Annotated in this window: 13 protein-coding genes and 1 pseudogene; 12 read left to right on the top strand and 2 right to left on the bottom strand. The window is 52.2% G+C overall.

Annotated elements, in window-relative coordinates; all coding sequences use genetic code 11:
• Positions 1-4 precede the first annotated feature (4 nt).
• Together AC15IQ_RS06405 and AC15IQ_RS06400 are read left to right on the top strand one after the other, a co-directional pair.
• Positions 5-325: a hypothetical protein gene (locus AC15IQ_RS06405; protein ID WP_483177964.1), complete on the top strand. Its 321-nt coding sequence runs from the start codon at positions 5-7 to the stop codon at positions 323-325.
• Between the two features lie 289 nt (positions 326-614).
• Complete coding sequence (locus AC15IQ_RS06400) at positions 615-794, top strand: MarR family transcriptional regulator (RefSeq protein ID WP_483177963.1); 180 nt, start codon at positions 615-617, stop codon at positions 792-794.
• 287 nt (positions 795-1,081) lie between these two features.
• Here the strand turns inward: AC15IQ_RS06400 and AC15IQ_RS06395 are convergent, their stop codons facing one another.
• Positions 1,082-1,906: a hypothetical protein gene (locus AC15IQ_RS06395; protein WP_483177961.1), complete on the bottom strand. Its 825-nt coding sequence runs from the start codon at positions 1,904-1,906 to the stop codon at positions 1,082-1,084.
• Positions 1,907-2,416: 510 nt separating this feature from the next.
• On the opposite strand from AC15IQ_RS06395, the gene AC15IQ_RS06390 reads away from it, so the two are divergent.
• From AC15IQ_RS06390 to AC15IQ_RS06365, 6 genes are all read left to right on the top strand, one after another.
• Entirely contained in the window at positions 2,417-3,088 is a 672-nt protein-coding gene (locus tag AC15IQ_RS06390; RefSeq protein ID WP_483177959.1) for a response regulator transcription factor, read from the top strand.
• Complete coding sequence (locus tag AC15IQ_RS06385; RefSeq protein ID WP_483177957.1) at positions 3,085-4,533, top strand: sensor histidine kinase; 1,449 nt, start codon at positions 3,085-3,087, stop codon at positions 4,531-4,533. The genes AC15IQ_RS06390 and AC15IQ_RS06385 overlap by 4 nt, the downstream gene beginning before the upstream one ends.
• Before the next feature lie 436 nt (positions 4,534-4,969).
• Positions 4,970-6,253: a helix-turn-helix transcriptional regulator gene (locus AC15IQ_RS06380; RefSeq protein WP_483177955.1), complete on the top strand. Its 1,284-nt coding sequence runs from the start codon at positions 4,970-4,972 to the stop codon at positions 6,251-6,253.
• A 474-nt stretch (positions 6,254-6,727) separates the two neighbouring features.
• Positions 6,728-7,174, top strand: a complete 447-nt coding sequence (locus tag AC15IQ_RS06375) for a YkvA family protein (RefSeq protein WP_483177953.1) — start codon at positions 6,728-6,730, stop codon at positions 7,172-7,174.
• A gap of 29 nt (positions 7,175-7,203) precedes the next feature.
• Positions 7,204-10,266 carry a PD-(D/E)XK nuclease family protein gene (locus AC15IQ_RS06370; RefSeq protein WP_483177951.1) on the top strand — a complete coding sequence of 1,021 codons (3,063 nt, stop codon included), beginning with the start codon at positions 7,204-7,206 and terminating at the stop codon, positions 10,264-10,266.
• Positions 10,259-13,606 (top strand): UvrD-helicase domain-containing protein, encoded by a 3,348-nt coding sequence (locus AC15IQ_RS06365; protein ID WP_483177949.1) that lies wholly within the window; start codon positions 10,259-10,261, stop codon positions 13,604-13,606. Before AC15IQ_RS06370 ends, AC15IQ_RS06365 begins: the two co-directional genes overlap by 8 nt.
• Positions 13,607-13,814: 208 nt before the next feature.
• On the opposite strand, the gene AC15IQ_RS06360 is transcribed toward AC15IQ_RS06365, so the two are convergent.
• Positions 13,815-14,438: an exonuclease domain-containing protein gene (locus AC15IQ_RS06360; protein ID WP_483177947.1), complete on the bottom strand. Its 624-nt coding sequence runs from the start codon at positions 14,436-14,438 to the stop codon at positions 13,815-13,817.
• Positions 14,439-14,921: 483 nt separating this feature from the next.
• Between AC15IQ_RS06360 and AC15IQ_RS06355 the strand changes: the two genes are divergently transcribed.
• The 4 genes and pseudogenes from AC15IQ_RS06355 to arsM form a co-directional block, all read left to right on the top strand.
• On the top strand, positions 14,922-15,242 hold the full coding sequence (locus tag AC15IQ_RS06355) for an ArsR/SmtB family transcription factor (protein ID WP_483177946.1): 321 nt from the start codon (positions 14,922-14,924) through the stop codon (positions 15,240-15,242).
• Between the two features lie 185 nt (positions 15,243-15,427).
• Positions 15,428-16,426, top strand: coding sequence for a permease (locus AC15IQ_RS06350; RefSeq protein ID WP_483177944.1), 999 nt, complete (start codon positions 15,428-15,430; stop codon positions 16,424-16,426).
• A 348-nt stretch (positions 16,427-16,774) separates the two neighbouring features.
• On the top strand, positions 16,775-17,020 hold the full coding sequence (locus tag AC15IQ_RS06345) for a thioredoxin family protein (protein WP_483177942.1): 246 nt from the start codon (positions 16,775-16,777) through the stop codon (positions 17,018-17,020).
• 121 nt (positions 17,021-17,141) lie between these two features.
• Positions 17,142-17,828, top strand: a pseudogene (gene arsM, locus AC15IQ_RS06340) (arsenite methyltransferase); the annotation flags it as partial.
• Positions 17,829-18,053 lie beyond the last annotated feature (225 nt).

Raw genomic sequence — 18,053 nt, 5'->3', positions numbered from 1 at the left:
GTCTATGGGAAATGCACGTATCGTTCTGAAACCGGAGATGGGTGCGAACTATGAAGGAGAACTCAAGGACGGTAAGCCACACGGGCAGGGGATAGCCTATTATCGCAACGGTGGCAGGTATGAAGGCGAATGGCAAGACGGCCTGCGCAGCGGGTACGGCAAGGAGTATTATCCCGATGGAAACCTCCGCTATGACGGGGAATGGAAAAATGGAGTGCGACATGGCATGGGCAAGGCTTATACGGATGACGGCTTTTTAATCTACGAAGGCGAATGGAAACATAGTAAACCTATTAATTATAAGTATAGTTGGATGATGCCCTAGTATAGTAATTAAATAATGGCTGATCCGGGGACGGTCTTGGCGCGCTGCAGCCTTGATGCCGTCCCCTTTGGTATGGATAACATTAAAACTGCGGCAGGCTAGGGGAGCTGAGTGGACTCTACCACCCACTCCAAACTGGATAATAACAGCCGCTTATATGCATCATAAACCTTAGGAAACCTTGTACGAGTTGGTAGCAATAAAGACCACATTACTCCATAACATGTTTAGCTGTAGGATCGGTTTACAGTTCATGATGCAGCACACAATTGAAAGGAGAGTTATTGATATGGACAACCTGGAAAAAATCATGCAGGCCTTTGAGAAGGCCGACAAACCACTGAATTCCAAAGCGGTTCAGGAGGCCACCGGGCTGGAAAAAAAGGAAGTCGACAAACTCATCAAAAAACTGAAAGACACCGGCAAAATCGAATCTCCCCAGCGTTGCTTTTACCAACCCAGCAAATGATACGGGGACACGCGGGGACATTTAAGTTGTGTCATTTTTTGATTCATGAACGAATTACTGAATATGGCTGCCGGGTAAGTGGCTAAATGGCTATCTGCACGGGTTTAAGGGCGGATACCGGTCCGGTTAAGGCTTGATACAAAACTGAATGACACAATGAAAACGTCCCCGTGTGTCGTTTCTTGATTCAGGGTTGAATGAAATGTTAAAGGACTGCGCCAGCCGAGGCTGGCGCAGTCCTTTGAGGAGAACATTTAGAATAGGTTTTGTGACGTTGTCTGAGTTGATTAAGCGTCGGCTGCAGTGGATTGCCCATTCATTGGGCAGCCTTGGCATCCCCGCCCCATTCCTTTGGCTTTAAGGTTCTTGCCCTGCCCCTGGCCTTGCGTTGGCCTTGGGCAGATCTGGTCGGCCTGTTCCTGGGTCAGGGTTCCGTTCTTCACCAGTGCCTCTAAGGGTGCCTGCCTCTGGGAGCGGTTCTGCTGCATATAAGTTTGGCGCTCTGCAGGTGTCAGGTTGCGGAACTTATCCATCTCCGCCTGGCGCTGTTGCCATTGAGCATCCAAAGCACTCTTAACCGCATCAGCCTGGGATTGATTTATGGTTCCTTTGCTGACCAGTTCTGAGAGCCGATTCTGCAGCGCGGTGTCCCGGCTGGCTTGATGCTGTGACCTCAGAGCATCCTGGATGGCCTGAGCCTGATCCTCGGTAATTACCTGGTCGGCTACCGCCTGGTTCAGGAAACCCTGCTTGCTCAGTTGCTTTTCACGCTGGGCTTGGCGCTGTTCCGGGGTGAGCTTTCTCATCTCCTCCCTTTGGGCGATACGCTGTTCAGCCTGGGTTTTAAGATAGGAGACCAATCTGTCGGCCTGCTCCTGAGTGAGGACGTTGTCGGCCACCAGTTTGTCAACCACGGTTTGCAGCTCTGCGTTGCGCTCAGCCGGATCAGCCTTGCCCATCATCTTACCGCAAAAAGCCTTTAGCGGCGCAGAAGCGGGATTGGCGGCAGCCGAGTCGCTGCTAGCCGCCATGGCGAATCCAGCACAGGCCAACAGGAAAGCGCAGACCAGAGCAACTGCCAGATAGCGGTTCCACCGTTTGCTTTCTGCCATTCCATCCTTCCTTTCTCAATAAATTAATCAAATTGTGATTTGATCACTTGTAGTATAGCCAAGCAAAGTGAACATAAGGTGAACACCGAGTGAAATTATTTGGCAGGTATGAGTTTCGTTAACTACATGAGGAATTTTGATATTTGGGCGGAGATAGGCTATAAAAAGGAAAGAGATATGTGTTCACGGAATGTTCACAAGACCGGACTAGAATATTGGATATAAATTAAGGTTTGATACCACTGCAAAAACTCATAGGGCCCTAGATGATCATTGGATTATTCCTGATATTTTTAGAAATACACCAGGAATCATGGAAATCTTCATCCTAAGGGGGGCAGATTTTCATAAGGAAAATTTTTGCAATGGAATTGGGCTTGGATTGGCATTGAATGATTATCATTAATTATAAAAAGAACTGACAAACAGGCCGTTGGCCTCAGTATTGTTAGTGGTTTTAAGAAGTATTCAAGATTTAATAGAATTGTCTACAGCAGAAGGGAATATTACATGAAAAAAATCCTCATCGCAGATGACGAATCCCGCATCCGCCGCCTGGTGGGCGATTTTTTGCGCCGCGAGGGTTTCGCACCCATTGAAGCAGCCGACGGCAGAGAGGCCCTGGAGGTTTTCAATGAACACCATGATCTGGCCCTGGCCATCCTGGACGTGATGATGCCGGAATGCGATGGCTGGACGGTGTGCCGGGAGATCCGCCGCAATTCTTCTCTGCCGGTGATAATGCTCACCGCCCGCGGCCAGGAGTCGGATGAGCTGTTCGGCTTCGAGCTGGGCGCAGATGAGTACATAACCAAGCCATTCAGCCCCCAGGTGTTGATGGCCCGGGTGCAAGCCCTGCTGCGGCGCAGCGGGCAGTTGTCCCGCAGCGTACATTCCCTAAACGGCCTGGAAATCGATGAGAGTGCCAGATTGGTCAGGGTAGACGGGGAACGCGTCCATTTGAGCCCTAAAGAATATGAACTGCTGCTGTATCTGGCCAATAATCAGGGCCTAGCCTTAAGCCGAGACCAAATTCTGAACGCGGTGTGGGATTACAATTTCTTCGGTGATGTGCGCACCGTGGATACTCACATCAAGAAACTGCGCCTCAAACTGGCTGACAAAGGCGATTATATTCAAACCGTGCGCGGCCTCGGCTACCGCTTCGAGGTTTTGGCATGATCAAGTCCATCCGTTCCAAATTATTCATCGGCCTGGCAGTGGTGATTCTTTTCTTCGTGGCCTTCTCCATATTCTTAAACAACAACTATCTGGAAAGCTACTATTTGAATCAAAAGATGGACCTCTTGGATTCCACCGCCGAGATAATCGACAAGCAATACCGCGGCGCTCCCGAGGACATCCTCCTGGCCCTGGAAGGCGCCGAGAGCACCGCCAGCTTAAACGTCATCATCCTGGACAGCCACCTGCAGGCTAAATACCTCTCCCTCCCCAGGCGCAACCTCTCCCAGCGCAGTGACCTCAGTCAGGCCATGATCGCCGAGCGTTATGTTGAACTGCAAAGGTACGGCAGCTTTAACCTCATCACCCACGACCTGCGACTCAACGCCGAATTTATGAATCTGGTCTATCTGTTGAACAACCACGATATACTGGTCCTGAGCACTCCTTTGGCGGCCATACAGGCCAATGCTGCGGTGGCTAACCGCTTCTTCCTGTTCACCGGAGTGATCACTTTGCTATTAGGGGGTATGGTCGCCTTCCTGTTTGCAGCACGCTTCACCCAGCCCATACTGGAGATGAACCGCATCGCCCAGAATATGACTCGGCTGGACTTCAGTCAAAAGGTGGAGGTCAACAGCCAGGATGAACTGGGGCAGCTGAGCAATAGCCTAAACTCCCTGTCCGAGCAATTACACCGTTCCATCTCGGAATTGCAGGCCGCCAATGCCCGCCTTCAGGAGGAAGTGGAGAGAGAACGGCAGATCGATGAGATGCGCCGTGAATTCATCTCCAATGTGTCGCATGAACTCAAGACCCCCTTGTCCTTGATACAGGGCTATGCCGAAGGCTTAAAGCTAAACGTGGCCGAAGATGAGAACAGTAAGAATTTCTACTGCGATGTAATAATGGACGAATCCAGCAAAATGGATAAACTGGTGCGGGAACTGCTGGAACTGTCGCAACTGGAGTCGGGAGGGTTTACCTTGGATAAGGAGGAATTCGACCTGGCCGGGCTGCTGCAGTTGGTGATAAACAAATTCGAGCCTCTTCTGTCTGAAAAGGGCATCGACCCGGTTCTGCAGTGGAGCCCCTCGCTGCCGGTCAATGCAGACATAACCCGCACTGAGCAGGTCCTGATGAACTATATTAACAATGCCCTGAACCATATCGATGAAGCCAAACAGCTCTCTATCGAGGTAGAGCCCCGGGGAAGCAAACTGCGCGTCACCGTCTTCAACTCCGGTTCGCAAATTCCTGCAGAGGCTTTGCCCAGACTTTTTACCAGCTTCTATAAAGTGGATAAGGCCCGTACCCGCGCCTACGGCGGAACCGGCCTGGGCCTGGCGGTGGTCCGGGCCATTATGGAACTCGACCAAAACCTCTACGGAATGGAGAACCGCCCCGGAGGAGTAGCGTTCTGGTTTGAAATTGATACCGCCTAGCAAGGGCTTGTGTTATACCGGACATTTTTTTGTAACATACGCTCGATAAGATTTTTACCAGTATAAAAGGTACGCAAGCAGGCCCGCAGGAGCGCAGACATTCCAGGTATGGGCGGTTTTTTTCCCGCTTTTGGGCACATGAGCCTTCAAAAGTCGGGTGTGGATCAACAAACGGCAAGATAGACCACGCCGCAAAACACCTGCCTATCTGCTCTCAACAATCCCGCACCGACCCTCCTGGCAGCAACTTAATAGCAACTGATACGACGCCCACTCCAATTGTGCAGCCCGGTTCCACCCTGCCGCTCGTTATCTACACCTGACGCCCTGCTATCGCCACAATCCGAAATCTGTATATAATATACATAATATGGCATTAAGGCGGGGCAATACCCCCTGCAATGGGAGCTGAATCTGTCAGGAAGGGTGTGAAAATATGGCGGTTTCAACCCGTACCACCGCCCTGGCCCAGAAGGCCACCGAGGCACGCGATTTCATCAGCAATCACCCCGGGTCTACGCCAGAAGCGGTGATGGCGGCGGTCAAAATCCGTTCCCAAGCCAGCCTGTACCGTTTGCTGCTCGGTCTGGCCGGAGACAAGGACCTCTGTCAGGATGGCACTTTCACGGTTGTAAAAGACGGGCATTATCTCACCATCTGCGAGATCGAGGAGTATCTGGATGGCGATGATGGAGCTGAGGGACGGCCGCCTTTGGCGGAGCGGCTCATCTACCTATACCATGACCTGGAGCAGGCCAGCCGCGATGGGGGCATACGCTTTGAATCTCTGTTTAAACACTATCGCGAGTTGTTGGAGCAATACACTTCGGAGCTTCCTAAAGAGGCCTCAATAAAGCGTTCCCTGCAAAGGGACCTGGCCCGCCTGGAATCGTTCGGCATCGCCATTGACCGCCCCTCATCCGGCAGCAATAACAAGACCTATCGTCTCAAACAAGAATACCTCCCCAAGCTGAGCCTGGAGAGCGCCGCAGTGCTCTACGTCTCCACCCTGATGCACCGCAACACCCTGTTGGATGATGCGGTCAGCTCGGTTCGGGTCAACATGGAGAAGGGCTTCTTCAAAGGCATGCCAGAGCGCGCCCAATTGCTCAAAGAGCGTATCTATATATTGGGTGATACCCTTAGCCAGCCTGAGCAATTCGGACACATCCTGGGCCAGTTAGTTCGGGCGGTAAGCGAATCTTATCATGTCAAGGTAGATTATGTGAACAACTCCGGCAAGACCTCCTCGCGCCTTCTGCAACCACTGGGCCTGGTGTGCAAGCGCAATGTGTGGTACGTAATCGCCCGGCAGGGCAAGAATGCAGAGATCAGGACCTTCCGGGTGGATCAGATTCAGCATCTGGTGAGCCGCGAGGCTGATAAATTCGACTATCCCCAGGATTTCTCATTAAGCCAACACATCGGTGCCAGCTGGGGAGTTTTCTGTGATGACCCGGTGCAAATGGTGCGATTGCGCTTCTCTGCACAGGTAGCTTCCAGGGTGAAAAAACTGTGCTACCACCCCAGTCAGGAGATCATAGAGGATTTGCCAGACGGTTCGGTGATAGTGCAATTTGAGGTTTGCGGCCTCATTGAGATGCAGAGCTGGATCATGCAATGGGGGAATCAGGTCGAGGTTTTGGAGCCCCCTGGCCTAAGGAAAAAGATCCTGGCACAGGCGCTTAGAGTTGCAGAGCTTTACGGTAGAAGACTTTAGTATTATTAGAAGCGTATGCTGAGATCTCGGCTTGGGTCAGCCGGTGAGTTGGTTGGTGCTATCGTGATATGGACGACAGGCCGGGTTGCCAATGGTGGTTCAGGTGTTGCTGCCTGAGCGGCCTGGGCGCCGCCTGGTTAAAATCGAATACAATTTAAGCATTTCGGAACGGAAGCGTTGCCGGGAATTGCCTGTTTTTAGGAATCAGTATCCGCTTCCAGTGTGATAATACTAATGATATGTCTTTTAAACACGGCGCGAGTTGACTATTTAGTGACAGCTTAGTGTCCCCATAGCGGGTTATGCTTCATTATCAAACCAAAGCGCTCACCTGATAGAGACAATTAAGCCGAGTTGTGGAGAAAAAAGCAGGCGGCAGAGCAATCGCAAGCCTGAGCTGTAGAAAGAAAAGTTGGCGGCAGTAGATTCCCAAGCCGCTTGCGATAAGTAAATTCGATTTTTAAGGAGGCTATTATGGTAGAAGACCAGAATTACGATTTCTATCAATCCATACGCAACAAGATCCACTCCTGGATGCAGACTGAGGAGGGCAAGGACAACCGCTGGGCCGATTATATCCTGGCGGTGCCGGATGTGTTCCATCTCTTGGTCAAGCTAACCCTGGATCCGGACGTTCCAGACAGTTACAAAGCAAAGCTGGGTTTGGGTCTGGCTTACTTCATCAGCCCCATCGACCTCATCCCCGAAGCCCTGTTAGGCCCCCTGGGATTTGCCGATGACCTGGTAGTAGCAGCCTATATCCTCAATAACATGCTCAATGAGACCGACCCGGAACTGGTCAAAAAACATTGGGCCGGAGACCAGGATGTGCTTAGGCTGGTTCAGCAAATTGTAGACTCCGCTGATGAGATGATCGGCAGCAAGGTAATCGACAAAATCAAGGCTATGTTCCAAAAATAAGCCGTTCACACCTGGGAGGGGGAGAGGGTATGAACGTTTTGCTGCAAGGGCTGGCTGAGGCTGTCAAGAGGTATCCCTGGCAGAACAAATTGCTCTTGGTGCCGCATTTGCGGGACGGACATCAGTTGTTGGAGGCTCTGGCCCAGGCGGGTACGCCCTGGGTCAACCTGAGGCCGACTACTCCACTGGGGCTGGCCGCGGAATATGCACAAGAGGAATTGCTGCGGCAGGGTTGCACCCTGACTTCAGATCAACAGCTCTTGAGTGTTTTGGAAAATGTTCTGAACGATCTGCAGGGGCAAGGGCTGCTGCGGTACTTCGGACCGCTGCAGGAAAAGGGCATACTGGCCCGGGTGGTGTTTAACAGTATCATGGAGCTGCGCCTGGCAGGAGTCGAGCCGGGACAGATCGACCCCACCCAGTTTGTGGATGGAGTGAAAGGTGATGAGGTCCGAAAAATCCTCATCGGTTACATACAGGCTCTGAAAAACCGCAACTTGGTCGATGCTGCCCAAGTATACCGACTGGCCGCTGACCGATTGGCCCGGTGCAGTACCGGCTTGAATAGCCAGCCGGTCTTCATTCCTCAACATCTGGTACTGCCCGCCCTGGCCAGACGCTTTGTTGAGGAGGTCTTAAAGAACGGCGGGGAAGTGCTGCCTGCAGAGCCGGTTTTGTGCATATCCCCCAACCAGTTCATGCTTCCCGGACCGCAAATAGCACCTCAATCTGAACTATCCTACATATTCCAACCCCAATTGGCCCCTCATGTCAACAAAGCTCAGGTGGCGATATTTCAGGCTTATGGACGGAGCAACGAAGCAGCCCAAGTTCTGCGGCTTATCAAATCGCTTCGCCTGCCTTTGGACCAGGTCCTCATAACCGCTGTTCACAGCAGCAACTATCTTTCGCTGATTTATGCTCAGGCACACCAGGCAGGGTTTCCAGTAACCTTAGGCAGCGGCATTCCAGTGCAATATACCGCCCCGGGGCGTCTGTTCCAGGGAATGCTGCAGTGGATCGAGAGCGGCTGGAGAGAGACCAGCCTGTATCGCCTCTTTATCAGTGGGGGCTTGAAAATGTCCCACCCCACGGAGGCAGGCCGATTGCTGCGGCAGGCCGGTATTGGCTGGGGACGGGAGCGCTGTTTGCCAGCTATAAATAGACTGCTCGAGGAAAACCTCAATTCCCAGGCTCGGGCCGAGGCCGAAGGTCACCAATCCCGATTGGCAAGACTGGTTCGGGAGAGTCAGAGTATAGGCGAGATACAGCAATTCTTGCAGGCGGTGATGTATGCCATACCTGCCGGAGATGAAAATAATCTGATTTCCTACCCTATAGTTTGCCAGGGACTGGCTGCGATAATAGAAGGTTGGGCAGTGACCGACAGCGAGATTTCTTCCCAGGCGATTTCCGCTTTACAGCAGATGCTGGCTCAAGAGGGCGTTAACCATCTGGTGGAGGTGCCTGCTGAAGAAGCTTGGCAGCGTTTGGAGCAATGCATGGCCGGACTCAGGGTGGGAGCGGCAAGCCCCCGGCCGGGGCATCTGCATGTAGCCTCACTCGGCCATGCCGAGTGGATACGGAAGCCTTATGTCTTCGTTCTGGGGATGGATGCGGGGGCTTTGGACCAGCCCTCCCTGCAAGACCCGGTGCTTTTAGATGAAGAACGACAGCGAATATCCACACATCTGGATCTAAGCCGCGATGAGCAGGGCCAGGGCATTTACCGGCTAGCACGCTTTCTGGCCGCGCAGCGCGGCCATGTAACTTTAAGTTTCCCCTGTTTCGACGTCCTGGATAGCCGGGCCTGCTTGCCTTCGGCCCTCCTGCTGCAGGTCTACAGACTAATAAGCGGAGACTTTCAGGCCGATTACAGCACTTTTTTTAAATCACTGCCGCCACCTGCCACTTATTATCCAGATCAGCAAGCGCAGATTCTAAACGAAACCGAATGGTGGCTCCATCAAATCCGCTGCCGCAATGATGCGATGGTAGATGAGGAGCGAGTCCTCAAGCTGTATCCCCTCTTAGACAGCGGGCTCACCGCGCATCTTGAGCGGCAGAGAGGGGACATCACCGCCTATGATGGGCTGCTAACTATAGACGGATGGCTTTTAGACCCCCGCGAAAACCCTAAACTGGTGATGTCGGCCAGCGCGCTGGAGTCGGCGGCCAAATGTCCCTTCGGCTACTTCCTCAAATATATACTTGGGGTAAAACCCCCTGAGGAACTGGAATTGGAAGAAGACCTGTGGTTAGATGCCAAAAACCGGGGTTCGCTTTTGCACGCCATCTACTGCCGCTACCTGCAGGCTGTCTGCTCAGGCACACACGGAACCGACAAAACTATCTTGGCTCAATATGCGCTGGAGGAGATTGAAAATGTGGCGGCTGCGATCCCACCCCCTAGCACCATCATTTACCAATTAGAGAAACAGGATCTCTTGCAGGGGCTGGAGATCTTTCATGCCATGCTGGAGGAACAGGAGCAGCAAGGGAAAAGCCGGCCGGCCTTTTTTGAGGTGCCCTTTGGGCTGGGGGCGGAAGAAACAGCTCAGGCGGGAATGGGCAAGGCTGAGGCCATAAAGATACCCTTGCCCTCCGGAGAGGCCTTCCTCCTGCGCGGTAAAATCGACCGGATCGACACGGATGGTCAGGGGCATTATCAGGTATGGGACTATAAGACCGGCAGCACCTACAGCTACCCGGAACGGGGCTACGTCATGCAAGGCAAGCAGATCCAGCATGTGGTCTACAGTGTAGCCGCGGAGATTTTGCTTAGCCAGGTCAAGGGGCAGGCGGTGGAGGTGGATCAGGCTGGGTATATTTTCCCCACCCCCAAAGGAGAGGGGCAGGTGCGGATGCGCAGCCGGAGCAGGCGCTGCGAGGGACTGCAAGCCCTGGAGAAGGTGTTTGACTTGATGGGGCAGGCGGTGTTCAACCCCACCCATGAAGCCCGCAGCTGTGGTTTCTGTGATTACCGCCCGATTTGCCGGGGCAGCACAGCCAGTGAAAAGGTCAAAGCTGTATATAAGGATTCCGGGAACCATGTACTGGACGTATGGAGGGAGCTGCAGCAATATGAATAGTAAGAAACTGGCCGACAGCGTCCAACGCCAGAAGATCATAGCAAACCTGCGACAGAACTATTTTATCGAGGCCGGGGCTGGCTCGGGCAAGACTCAGAGCCTGGTGGGGCGCATCATCGCCCTGGTCGCAAGCGGCACCGCCAGCCTGGACGAGGTGGCTGCCATCACCTTCACCCGCAAGGCTGCCGGTGAATTGAAGGAGCGCTTGCAGATCGAACTGGAAAAGGCGGTAAGAGCGGCTGCTGACGAAGTTGTTAGAAAACGCCTGGAGAATGCGTTGGAACACCTGGATCGCTGCTATGTAGGGACCATCCACTCGTTCTGCTCCTCTTTGCTGCGGGAGCGCCCCGTGGAAGCCGGCCTGGACCCGAATTTCATCTCCATCGAGGGCCTGGAAGAGCGCCTGCTGGAGAGGAAGGCCTGGGACGGCTTCATACTCGATCGATACCTTTACCATCGTGCCGAGCTGGACGAACTAGCCGGGATAGACATCGACCCGCGCCAGCTATTTGACGCCTACCGCACCATGAACCTCTATCCTGAGGTGGAAAAAGTCCTGGTCACGGCGCCCCGCCCGGTGGTGGGCGGCAAGCGCAGGGAATTGTTGGACTTTGCTCAAAAGGCCAGGCAGATCATGCCTGATGAGGAACCTAAACCAGAGTGGGACAGCCTGCAGAAAAAGGTAAGGAAGGTGTTGAACTGGAAGCGGATTTTCGACCTCGATGATGATGTGATATTTTTGCGTCTCCTGGCCGAGCTGGAGACTCCCAAAGCCGATGTCACCATGAAACGCTGGCTCAATGGCCCGCAAGCCAAAGACCTTAAACAAGAATATCAGCATCTGTGGGACAACAGCTGGGGACCACTCCTGCAGAACTGGCGGGAATATCGCTATCCTTTTGTAATGCGCTTCTTGGAGAGTGCTGAATCATATTATCGGCAGCTTCGCCTGGCAGAGAACAAGCTCAACTTCCAGGACCTGCTGATGCACTGCAGCGCCCTGTTGCGGGACAATAGCGAGGTCAGAGCCTATTTTCAAGGCCGCTATCCCCACCTCTTGATTGACGAGTTCCAGGATACCGACCCCATACAAGCTCAAATCATGATGTACCTGAGCGGCGAGGATTGCCAAGAAAAGGATTGGACCCGGCTTAAGCCCCGTCCCGGTTCGCTGTTCGTAGTGGGAGATCCTAAACAGTCCATCTACCGCTTCCGCCGCGCCGATATCGACACCTTTCAGCAGGTGCGTGAGCAGATGGTGGCCGGGGGAGGGGAAGTCCTGACTCTGACGACTAACTTCCGCTCCCATTCAGAACTGGTGGAATGGATAAACAGCGCCTTCGAACCTCTGTTTGAAGAGTCGCAGCCGCCTTATCAGGCTGATTATCAGGCTATGCAGGCCGCTCTTGAACTATGCCCCTGTGAAGGGGCCTTAGAAAACTTGCCGGTTGTTGAAACAGGTTCAGCAGCCAAACCGTCAGCCAGGGAAGACGCCCGAAGGGTGGCGGCGTGGATAAAATCCTCATTGGAGAAGGGTATTACCCTCTCTGCGGCAGACGGCACTACCGAAAAGCAAACCTTACAACCCCAGGATTTCCTGCTGCTGATGCAATACAAGAAAGATATGCTCTTATACGCGCAGGCCTTACAAGCCCTGGGCATCCCCTATACCATAAGCGGGGGCAGCGACCTCTCCTCATCCGCTCTGGTTGAGGAACTGTACTACTTCTTAGAGGCCATTAAAGATCCCGGCAATGGGCTGGCCCTGGTCAACGTCCTACGCGGTTGTTTTTTCGGCTTCAGCGATCAGGAACTGTATGATTTCAAACAGGCTGGGGGATATTGGTCTTTCCTCAGCACAGTACCTGATCATACCCGTCTGCAAGACCGTGAAAAATGGCTGGCCGCCTGGGAATTGCTCGGTAAATGCTGGCGCTTCAGCCGCAGCCTCAACCCCTCTACCGCCTTGCACAATATCATTGAAGAACTTGGCTTAATCCCACTGGCCCTGACCCTGGAAATGGGGCAGAGCGAGGCGGCAGCCCTTTTGCAGCTCCTGGAACTGGTCCGGCAGATGGAAGCCCAGGGTATCACCCGTTTCGCCGAGGTAGTCGATTTTATTGAGATCCTGCGTGACGAGCCCCCCGAGGATGCCGTCGACATAGAGGGCGGACGCCAGCCCGGGGTGCGCATCATGAACCTGCACAAGGCCAAAGGCCTGGAATCGCAGGTGGTCATATTAGCCAATCCCCTGGGAGCACGAGAGCATAAACCGGACTACCATGTCAACCGCAGCGGTTCTACCCCACAGGGATATTTCGTGATCAGCCGGAAAAGAAGCGAATTCACCTCTCAGGTCCTGGCACAGCCCCGAGGTTGGCAGGACCACTGTGAGGAGGAGCGCCAATACCAAAAGGCTGAGGCCATGCGCCTGTTGTACGTAGCCGCCACCCGTGCCAAATGTCGGCTCCTGCTATCGATCAACCCTAAAAAACCCGAAACTAGCCCCTGGCATCCCTTAGAGCAATACATGAGTGTCACGGGGACGGGGTTGTCGACAGGTTTTTCTACTGTCACGATGGGTGTCGAGGGGACGGGGTTGGGTACAACGGGGACGGGCGTCACAGGAGCGGGGTTGTCGGCACCTTTTACTAGCGTTGTAGGTGCGGGTAGTGCAGCCGAGACGGAGTGGTCGGCACCGTTTTCCAGCATGATTGGTGCGGGAGCGGTACCACCTGCTGAACTGCCAGAGAGCATCTGCCCAGATTCCATTGAACAGCTGAAAGACGAGCTGAAGGCTCCCCTTAAAACCCTTTTAGCACCCAGCTACCAGCGCCAGACCATCACCGAGCAGGCTAAATCCGGCCAGGACAGCCCCAGACGGCAGGTGACCGGAAAAGGGACCAGCTGGGGCAGCGCAGTGCACCGGGCCCTGGAACGTCTGGCCTTGGAGCCTGCAATAGTGAACGATGACGACCGGCTCTTAGCGATACTGGAAGTGGAGGAACGCCCAGCCGAAGAATTAGCCGAACTCCGGGCCACCCTGCAACAGGTTATGGCTCAGCCCATCTGGCAGCGTATGCAGCATGCCGAGGCGATCCTTACCGAGGTGCCCTTCGGCATCAGACAGGGAGACACCTATATCAGCGGAGTCATTGATTTGATTTTCCGGGAGGAGTCCGGCTGGGTGATAGTAGACTATAAAAGCGACACCATCATCGACGAAGCCCACCGCCAGGAACTCTTGAGCTATTACCAGCCTCAGGTCGACGCCTACCAACAATACTGGCAAAATATCACCGGCGAGAATGTTGCTGAGGCAACTATACTTTTCGTTTAAAAATGATACGGGGGGACGCTTTCAATGTGTCATTTTTCAAGTCGAAAATGAATCATACAGAGACGGTATTTTCATTGATGATGATAATAGCAACTTCTGGATTCCAGATGTTACAAGACTATCATAGCAATGGTGGTTAATCAGATAAAGATAGGGCACAGGGGACAGTCGCTGTGTATCCTATTCTGCAAGCGATGGGTGCTTCTATTTAATCAAGCGTTACTGCTGCAGCAATTTGCATGACGGTTTGGCGGTGTTTGCGGGGCAAATGTAATGGCTTTTTGCTCAGCATCTCGAGAATATAAGGTTTATCCGGGGAGGGGCGCTGGCTGATCAACTCCAAACAGGCTATGGCATCATCCTGGGCCCGGTGGGCCCGATGCACTGTGATGCTATGCTCCCGTAACAAGTATGGCAGGCTTTTGGAATTGAATCCACAGCCGTACCAATCAATGCCCTTCATGCTGCAATACCAGGGTTTGCCCAATACTGAAGGAATGAGCCGCCCGGTGAAGCCTTTATCAAAGGCAGCATTGTGGGCAATTATCAACTGGGCCTGTTCCAAGATGGATTCAACCCGCTTTAAGTCAAGAGATTTGCCCCGAACCATAGCCATGGTAATGCCATTCACCTGGCTGGCCCGGGGGTGGATCATACACCCCGGTTGGCGCAGTCCGCTGTATTGGTCGATGGTTGTAATCTTAACCCGGGGCAGTTCGACAGTGAACAAGACCAGGCCCAGTTCGATGATCTCATCAGAGTAGGGCGAAAACCCGGTGGTCTCCACGTCCAAGACTGCGGCTGATATAGTGGTTAGGGACGGACTGTTCATATGTAAACCTCAATACGCTTATAACCTACTTACCATTCTATACCTGCACAGATGGCATGTCATTCCAATCCGCGATTACTTCACCTAGTTTTTTAGCCAAAAATGGTTATGTATCTTTCAAATCACCCGTCTACTGAGAGACAGCCCCCGTGTATGCCCTGCACCGTGAAATCCCTTCTGGGCCGAAGATTAACACTGCCGTACAATATTCACCGGATGATCATGATTCCGAAAAACACTTAAACACATTGACAGTTATCGATATGCAAACCATAATTAACATATCGATATATTTAGATATGTTTGCTTCTAGTGAATTAGAAATAGCAGCCCCTACAGCAGCCCCTGCTAAGTGAACAGATAGCGGGCCATAATTGGCAGAATCATAGTCAGTGGCTCAAATTAAGCGGCCATTATATGCCATCCGACAGATAGCAATTGATAATAAGGGAACAAAGTTGACCTATAATGAGGTGAAATGCCTTGAAAAACAATGAGTACAAATCTTATGCAGCCTTATTTAAAGCCCTGGGAGATGAAACCAGACTAAAAATATTCAAGATGCTGTCAGTGGGGGAAAGATGCGCCTGCCATCTTTTAGACGACTTTGCCATAAGTCAGTCCACATTGTCCTATCATATGAAAATATTGTGCGATTGCGGGCTGGTGAACGGTCGGCGTGACGGCATCTGGATGCGCTACACCATAAACGGCGAGACCCTGGCTTTGCTGCAGGAGTTCTTGAATCACATCGAACCGGAAAGCACTGTCATCGATATCAATTGTTGTAACTGGAATCCCTGAGAAAGGGCGATTAAAGATATCTTAATGGCTGAACCGCCAACCGGTCAGGCCTACGATATTCCCCTAGGATGGCGATCCAAGAGGTTTCATTAAGAATGTAATTATTAAGCGGCAGTTTGCAAGAAATCCTATCCCTGATCGAATAATCGGTTGAACCTGTAATCCCTAAGAATGGGTGATGGAAAATGTTTCAATGGCTTAATAACCAGCTGCTGAGAATGGAATGGCTATATAACCTGGTGAAGCGGCTGGTGGAAGACGGCTTTGGCTTGAGCCTGCAGACTCAGCTTGGCGGCAGCATACACTTTTTCATCTACGATGTTATAAAAATCTTCATCCTTTTATCAGTGCTGATTTTTAGCATTTCCTATATTCAGAGCTACTTTCCCCCGGAGCGAACCAAGAAGATTCTGGGCCGATTCAGCGGTGTCTGGGGCAATATGCTGGGGGCATTGTTCGGAACAATAACCCCTTTTTGTTCGTGCTCCTCCATTCCCATATTCATCGGCTTTACCAGTGCTGGCCTGCCCCTGGGGGTTACATTTTCATTCTTGATATCTTCGCCCCTGGTCGATTTAGCATCGATCATACTACTGGCCAGCATTTTCAACTGGAAGATTGCCATCGCTTATGTTGTGGTGGGGTTAATCCTGGCAGTTGTTGCCGGGACGGCTATCGGTCTGATTAAACTGGAGCGTTATGTCGAGCCGTTTGTTTTCAGCAATAAGATGATAGAGATGGAACAAGACGAGCTGACCACCCGAGACCGCATCGAGTTTTCTAAAGACCAGGTGAAAGAAATCGTTAAAAGGGTATGGATGTATATTCTGATCGGCGTCGGAGTGGGAGCGCTTATTCACAACTGGATCCCCGAGCCCTTCATTGCCGCAGTTTTAGGCCAGGACAAATGGTACTCGGTCTTGGTGGCTACCGTTTTAGGTGTACCGATATACGCGGACATCTTCGGCACTTTGCCTATCGCCGAAGCCCTGGTAATCAAAGGGGTAGGGCTGGGAACCGTCTTGGCCTTGATGATGGCTGTGACCACACTGTCATTGCCCTCGTTGATAATGCTTAAGAATGTGGTGAAACTACAGTTGCTGGGCATTTTCGTGGGCGTTGTGGTAACAGGTATCATTATTATCGGTTATGCCTTCAACGCTTTGGGCTATCTTTTCATGTAGTTATTAAGGCTGAAGGTGTGATTCCACTGCATAAGTGTTTTGCAGCCAAAATCTGCTCCACATAGATTGCCAAAACACTAAGCAGAGGGCTTTTAACCTCGTTTATGGGAGATGAGTCTCAATCAAGGGCAGATCTGCTGTGACTATAACTGTAACCCACCTCTTAAGGGGACATTGCGCCACCCTTCAGAGGTCAAAGAGGTCTCAACCTTACTTTTCGAACTCAGTCGAGAGAACAGCTGCCATCGTGGTAGAGGATAAAATGGGACATCAATACACTGACCGTCGGATGGCTACTGGCCTTAAGGAGAACTAGCAGAATTACTTAATAAGGGAGGATTATTTAACATGATTATTAAGGTTTTAGGCCCCGGATGCAAAAACTGCACCGCCCTCAGTGAAAACACCAAGGCCGCCTTGAAAGAAACCGGCATCGATGCCGAGGTTGTCAAAGTCCAGGATTTCAAGGATATAGCTGCATATGGCATCATGTCCACCCCTGGTTTGGTTATAGACGAAAAGGTGGTCTCATATGGAAAAGTGTTAAAACCCCAGGAGATTGCCACACTGCTCAAGAAGTCAGTTCAGGAATAGTAGGGAGGCCAGGCATTTGACAGACAAAGAAGAGATCAGGGAATTCATAAGAAAAAACTATGGCGCGGTGGCCCAGCAGGGCTCATCGACAGGATGCTGAGCTCCGGACACGGGATGCTGCGGGAGCAGCACATCAATAGACATCAAGGAGCTTTCTTTAAATCTGGGTTACGCGGAGAGTGATTTTCAGAGCGTGCCCACTGAATCCAATCTGGGCCTGGGTTGCGGCAACCCTTTAGCTATTGCTGCCCTCAAAGAAGGTGAAACAGTGTTGGATCTGGGCAGCGGGGGAGGGTTTGACTGCTTCCTGGCGGCCAAAGCAGTGGGAGAATCGGGAAGGGTTATCGGCGTGGATATGACCCCGGAAATGATCAAACTAGCCCGGCAGAACGCCGAAAAAGGCGGCTACAATAACGTTGAGTTCCGCCTGGGGGAGATCGAGCACCTGCCAGTGGCCGATAACAGCGTCGATGTGATCATATCCAATTGTGTCATTAATCTGGCCCTGGATAAACAGCAGGTCTTTCATGATATGCACCGGGTCTTAAAGCCCGGCGGGCGCATATCGGTGTCTGATATCATGGCTACAGCGGAAATCCCCGATGACATACGAAATGACCTGACCAAGATAGCCAGCTGCATCGCCGGGGCGGAGCAGGTGGATAAGGTGCGGGCTATGCTGGAGAAGGCCGGTTTTGTTGGCATTCACCTCAACCTGAAAGAGGGCAGTGATGAGATGATTCGCGGTTGGGCTCCCGGCACAGAGCAGTTCGTAGCCTCGTTTCTGATCGAAGCTAAGAAGGCCTAGATTCAGGGAGGGACGGCTCTGCTGTCCCTAAAAGTTGATAGGTTCGGTTACAATGTAGCATAAAATGGTCTGGGAACAGCAAGACCGCCTTCAGGGCGCCATAGTGCGACCATTGATGATCATAGCAGGGACGTCTTGGCTGGCAAATCGGGAAGACTTGGTGAGTGGCTCCCCTGAGAATCTTCTCCCCTTATACTTAAGCCAAAGGCATACAGCCAATATCGA

Origin of the sequence: Syntrophomonas sp. DTU019, from assembly GCA_913757435.1 — a bacterium.
In the GTDB taxonomy this organism is placed as follows: domain Bacteria; phylum Bacillota; class Syntrophomonadia; order Syntrophomonadales; family Syntrophomonadaceae; genus DTU019.
Note: the sequence above shows the minus strand (reverse complement) of the source record. Positions and strands in the feature narration are given on the sequence as shown.